This window comes from Leifsonia sp., from assembly GCF_051955155.1.
Taxonomy (GTDB): Bacteria; Actinomycetota; Actinomycetes; order Actinomycetales; family Microbacteriaceae; genus Leifsonia.
Genome location: NZ_JBQCGZ010000015.1, coordinates 1 through 4,423 on the forward strand (window position 1 = coordinate 1; position 4,423 = coordinate 4,423).

Consider the following 4,423-nt stretch of genomic DNA (forward strand, 5'->3'; position numbering starts at 1 on the left):
GCGCCCGCGTCCTCGGCGATGCGCGCCTGCTCGGGCGTGACGACGTCCATGATGACGCCGCCCTTCAGCATCTCCGCGAGCCCGCGCTTGACGCGGCTCGAGCCGGTCCCGGTGCCGTGTTCGGTATCTGTCATCATCGCCCTCTCGTGTGGAACAAAGATTGTTTTGGCCTATGCCGAACGATAGCACCCCGGGGACGGCTGGATAGACTCGCAGGCGGAGGGGATGTGGACGAACAGATCATCACCGGCTCGACCGCGTCGGAGATCGCCGCGAGCGTGCGCGCTCTGCACGAGCGCGGCGTGCTCGGCCGCGGCGACGCACTGCCGCCGGTGCGCGAGCTCGCCGCCCGGCTCGGCGTGAACCGCAACACGGCGGTCGCGGCGTACCGGCAGCTCGCGCAGGCCGGCGTCGTCGTCGCGCGCGGCCGCGCCGGCACGGTCATCGCCGGCCTCGACGCCGTCGCGCAGGAGGGCTACGCGCCCGACAGCGTGCTGCGCGACATCGGGACGGGGAACCCCGACCCGCAGCGCATCCCCGACCTCTCCGGCGCCCTGGCCGCGGCGGTCGGCCGGCCCGTGCTGTACGGCGAGCCGGTGATCGACCCGGCGCTGGAGCAGCGCGCGCTGGAGTGGACGGCCGCCGACCTGCCCGGCCATAACGTCCGCATCACGGTCACGAACGGCGCGGTGGACGCGGTCGAGCGGCTGCTCGCCCAGGCCCTGCTGCGCGACGACGCGGTGGCGCTGGAGGACCCGTGCTTCCTCGCGAGCATCCACACCGTCCGGCTCGGCGGCTACCGCGCCGTCCCCGTCCCGGTGGACGAGCAGGGCATGACGGTCGACGGGCTGCGGGCGGCGCTGGACGCCGGCGTACGCGCGATCATCTGCACACCGCGCGCCCAGAACCCCACCGGCGCCACCCTGACGCCGTCGCGCGCGGCCGAGCTCCGCGCGCTGCTGGCCGACCATCCCTATGTGCTCGTGATCGAGGACGACCACTTCTCGATGCTCTCGCAGCGCCCGTACGAGACCCTGATCGGGCCCGGACACCGCCGATTCGCGCTGGTCAGGTCGGTGTCGAAGTTCCTCGGCCCTGACATGTGCCTCGCCGTTGCGGCCACCGACCACGAGACGGCCGAGCGTCTCGCCTTCCGGCTGAGCCCCGGCACCACGTGGGTGAGCCACGTGCTGCAGCGGCTCGTGCTGGCGCAGCTCACGGACCAGGGCGTGCTGGAGGAGGTCGCCGCGGCGGGGCGGCACTACGCCGAGCGGAACGCCGCGTTCGCCGCCGCGCTCAGCGAACGCGGTCTGCCCGCGGAGGCCGGGGACGGACTCAACCTGTGGCTCGCGCTGCCGGTGGAGGCGAGGACGGTCGCCGACCGGCTGATGCGCCGCGGCTGGCTGGCCCGCACCGGCGACGAGTTCCTGCTCGGCGAGCACGCGGCGCCGTCGCACCACCTGCGGCTCACCGTGTACGACCTCGCCGAGGAGGAGGCGGCGCGGCTGGTGGACGACATCGCGGAGGCCGCCGGCGTCGAGCGACGGCAGCGGACGGAGGGCGCCGCGCGAGGTGAAAGGATGAGGGGATGAAGATCCTCTCGATCCAGTCCGCGGTCGCCTACGGTCACGTCGGCAACTCCGCCGCCGTCTTCCCGCTGCAGCGCATCGGCGTCGAGGTGCTGCCCGTCTACACGGTGAACTTCTCGAACCACACCGGGTACGGCGCGTGGCGCGGCCCGCTGATCGCGCCGGACGACGTGCGCGACGTGATCACCGGCATCGAGGAGCGCGGCGTGCTCGGCCAGGTGGACGCCGTCCTCTCCGGCTACCAGGGCAGCGAGGGCATCGGCGACGTGATCATCGACGCCGTCGCCCGGGTGAAGGCCGCCAACCCCGACGCCGTCTACGCGTGCGACCCGGTGATGGGCAACGCCAAGTCGGGCTGCTTCGTCGCCCCGGCCATCCCCGTGCTGCTGCGCGAGCGCGTCGTGCCGGTCGCCGACATCATCACGCCGAACCAGTTCGAGCTCGGCTTCCTCACCGAGACCGAGCCGGACACGCTCGAGTCCACCCTGGAGTCGGTGGACGCGGCGCGCGCGATGGGACCGAGCACGGTGCTCGTCACGAGCGTGGAGCGTCCCGACCGGCCGGAGGGCACCATCGAGATGCTCGCCGTCGACGACGCGGGAGCCTGGCTCGTGCAGACCCCGCACCTGCCGATGAAGGCCAACGGGTCGGGAGACGTCACCGCCGCCCTGTTCACGGCACACTACGTGCGGGCCGGGGACGCGGCGCTGGCGCTGCGCAAGACCGTGTCCAGCGTGTTCGACCTGCTCACCCGGACCCTGGAGTCCGGCGAGCGCGAGCTCCAGCTCGTCGAGTCGCAGGAGTCCTACGCCCACCCCCGCGAGCAGTTCCCCGTCACCCGCGTACGCTGACGAAGCCCGTCGAGTGGTGACAAGATGTCGCCACTCGACGGAAATTGAAGCAACAACTCACCACTCGATCGAGTGCGACCGCTCGGGAGCGGCGCGTCAGTCAGCGGGCCAGGCGTTCGCGATGGCGGCGCGGACCTCGCCGAGCAGCTGCGGGAGAGCCTTGGTGCGCGCGATGATCGGGAAGAAGTTCGCGTCCTGCGCCCAGCGCGGGACGATGTGCTGGTGCAGGTGCGCGGAGATCCCGGCACCGGCGACCGCGCCCTGGTTCATTCCGATGTTGAAACCGTCGTTCTTCGACACCTCGCGGATGACGCGCATCGCCGTCTGGGTGATGCTGCCGATCTCGGCGACCTCCTCCGGCGTCGCCTCGTCGTACATCGCGATGTGCCGGTACGGGCACACCAGCAGGTGGCCGCTGTTGTACGGGAACAGGTTGAGCAGCGCGTACGCGTGCGTCCCGCGCGCGACGATCAGCGCGTCCTCGTCGCTCATGCTCGGAGCGACGCAGAACGGGCAGTCGTCGTGACCGGGGTCGCCCTGCTGGATGTAGACCATCCGGTGCGGGGTCCACAGCCGCTGGAACTCGTCCGGCACCCCGACCAGGTACGACGGGTCGTCGACGCGGACGGGGCCGTCGGTCCCGTCCGCGCCGCCGCCGTCGGCGTAGTCGCCGAGACTCAGGCGGGCCATGCCGTGTCGACCAGCTCGTGGCTCTCGATGCTGGCGACGATGCGCTCGATGGCCTCGTCCACGGTCACGCCGTTGCGCTGCGTGCCGTCGCGGAAGCGGAAGCTGACCGTGCCCGCCGAGGCGTCCTCCTCGCCCACGATGAGCTGGAAGGGCACCTTCGCCTTGGTGTGCGTGCGGATCTTCTTCTGCATCCGGTCGTCGGAGTGGTCGACCTCGGCGCGAACGCCGCGGGCCTTCAGCCGCGCGATCACGTCGTCCAGGAACGGGGCGTAGGCGTCCGCGACCGGGATGCCGACGACCTGCACCGGCGACAGCCACACCGGGAACGCGCCCGCGTAGTGCTCCAGCAGGATCGCGAAGAACCGCTCGATGGAGCCGAGCAGCGCCCGGTGGATCATCGCCGGCTGCTTGCGCGTCCCGTCGGCAGCGTTGTACTCCAGTTCGAACAGCTCCGGCTGGTTGAAGTCCAGCTGGACGGTCGAGAGCTGCCACGTGCGGCCGATCGCGTCGCGCGCCTGCACCGAGATCTTCGGGCCGTAGAACGCAGCCCCGCCCGGGTCGTCCACGAGCTCCAGCCCGGACTCGATCGCCACCTCGCGGAGCGTCTCCGTCGCGGTCTCCCAGCTCTCGTCGCTTCCGACGTACTTGTCCGGGTCCTTGGTGGACAGCTCCAGGTAGAAGTCCGTCAGTCCGTAGCCGCGCAGGGTCTCCAGCACGAACTCCAGCTGCCTGGCGACCTCGTCCTTGATCTGGTCCTCTGTCACGTAGATGTGGGCGTCGTCCTGCGTGAGCCCGCGCACGCGGGTCAGGCCGGAGAGCGTCCCGGACTTCTCGTAGCGGTAGACCGTGCCGAACTCGGCCAGCCGGAGCGGCAGCTCACGGTAGCTGCGGCCGCGCGCCCGGAAGATGAGATTGTGCATCGGGCAGTTCATCGGCTTGAGGTAGTAGTCCTGCCCCTGCCGGGTGATGTTGCCCTCGGCGTCGCGTTCCTCGTCCAGGTGCATGGGCGGGAACATGCCGTCCTTGTACCAGTTGAGGTGCTGGCTGGTCTCGAAGAGGTGCGCCTTGGTGATGTGCGGCGTGTTGACGACCTCGTAGCCGTTCGCGATCAGCCGATCGCGCATGTAGTCCTCGATCTCCTTGCGGATGATGCCGCCCTTGGGGTGGAACACCGCGAGACCGGAGCCGATCTCGTCCGGGAACGAGAACAGGTCCATCTCGGCGCCGAGCTTGCGGTGGTCGCGCTTGGCGGCCTCCTCCATGCGGGTCTGGTAGGCGCGCAGCTCGTCCTTG

At 70.7% G+C, this 4,423-nt stretch carries 4 protein-coding genes and 1 pseudogene; 2 read left to right on the top strand and 3 right to left on the bottom strand.

What is annotated here, in order from left to right:
* Positions 1 to 134, bottom strand: a pseudogene (locus tag ACTHMF_RS01570) (pyridoxal 5'-phosphate synthase lyase subunit PdxS); the annotation flags it as partial.
* Between the two features lie 93 nt (positions 135 to 227).
* Here ACTHMF_RS01570 and ACTHMF_RS01575 point away from each other — a divergent pair.
* Complete coding sequence (locus ACTHMF_RS01575) at positions 228 to 1,592, top strand: aminotransferase class I/II-fold pyridoxal phosphate-dependent enzyme (protein WP_440316021.1); 1,365 nt, start codon at positions 228 to 230, stop codon at positions 1,590 to 1,592.
* Complete coding sequence (pdxY, locus tag ACTHMF_RS01580; RefSeq protein WP_440316022.1) at positions 1,589 to 2,440, top strand: pyridoxal kinase PdxY; 852 nt, start codon at positions 1,589 to 1,591, stop codon at positions 2,438 to 2,440. Before ACTHMF_RS01575 ends, pdxY begins: the two co-directional genes overlap by 4 nt.
* A gap of 96 nt (positions 2,441 to 2,536) precedes the next feature.
* Here the strand turns inward: pdxY and ACTHMF_RS01585 are convergent, their stop codons facing one another.
* Both ACTHMF_RS01585 and thrS read right to left on the bottom strand, forming a co-directional pair.
* Complete coding sequence (locus tag ACTHMF_RS01585; RefSeq protein WP_440316023.1) at positions 2,537 to 3,130, bottom strand: HIT family protein; 594 nt, start codon at positions 3,128 to 3,130, stop codon at positions 2,537 to 2,539.
* On the bottom strand, positions 3,118 to 4,423 hold a 1,306-nt coding region (thrS, locus tag ACTHMF_RS01590), incomplete at its 5' end, for a threonine--tRNA ligase (RefSeq protein WP_440316024.1). The genes ACTHMF_RS01585 and thrS, both read right to left, overlap by 13 nt.